General features: G+C 46.3%; 1 protein-coding gene. It reads left to right on the top strand.

What is annotated here, in order from left to right; genetic code table 11:
* A partial coding sequence (locus R7190_RS25940) for an aminotransferase class V-fold PLP-dependent enzyme (protein WP_318137690.1) occupies window positions 1-920 on the top strand: 920 nt, incomplete at its 5' end.
* Between the last annotated feature and the right edge of the window lie 78 nt (window positions 921-998).

Here is a 998-nt window from a genome sequence, read left to right as displayed (position 1 = left end):
CAGTGAAAACCGATGCAAAGAACCGTATTGTTGTTGACGACCTAAAAGCAAAAATTGCCGAGCTTAAAGAACAAAACATCAAACCAATTGCGGTTATCGGTGTCGCTGGCACGACAGAAACGGGGAACGTCGATCCTCTGTCGCAGATCGCTCAAGTGTGCCAAGAGCACAATTGTCACTTCCATGTGGATGCCGCTTGGGGTGGTGCAACGTTGATGTCTAATCATTACCGTCACCTTCTCGAAGGTGTTGAACTGGCTGACTCAGTGACTATCGACGCGCACAAACAACTGTACATCCCTATGGGTGCAGGCATGGTGTTGTTCAAAGACCCAGACGCGATGAAATCCATTGAACACCATGCGCAATACATCTTACGTAAAGGTTCAAAAGATTTAGGTAGTCATACACTAGAAGGCTCTCGCTCAGGCATGGCCATGTTAGTGTATGCGGCGATGCACATTATTAGTCGCCCAGGCTACGAACTATTGATCGATCAAAGTATCGAGAAAGCGCGCTACTTTGCTGACCTCATCAAACAGCAAGATGACTTCGAACTCGTTTCTGAACCGGAGCTTTGCCTACTGACCTACCGCTATCTACCGCCATTGATTCGTGAAGCGCTAGATAAAGCGGAAGGTACTCAAAAGGAAAAACTAAACGAGCTCATCAACCAGCTCACGCAGTTTATCCAGAAGCGTCAACGTGAAACGGGCAAATCGTTTGTTTCTCGTACAAGGCTGAACCCTGACCAATGGCAAAGAATGAACACCATCGTATTCCGAGTGGTGCTTGCCAACCCATTGACGACCAGAGATATCTTGAACTCAGTACTGGACGAACAACGCGAAATCGCCAAACAAGCACCAAGTTTGACCGCAAAAATCGAAGAAATGGCCTCAGATATTTTAGGCGCGTAAGCTTAAGAATGAGTTACATCAACTTGAAAATTTCTTTCTTTTTGATGTAACTCAAACATCATTCTCGTGCGACTGGCG

The organism is Vibrio sp. 1078-1, from assembly GCF_033340475.1.
This window is presented reverse-complemented; position numbering and strand designations above follow the sequence as displayed.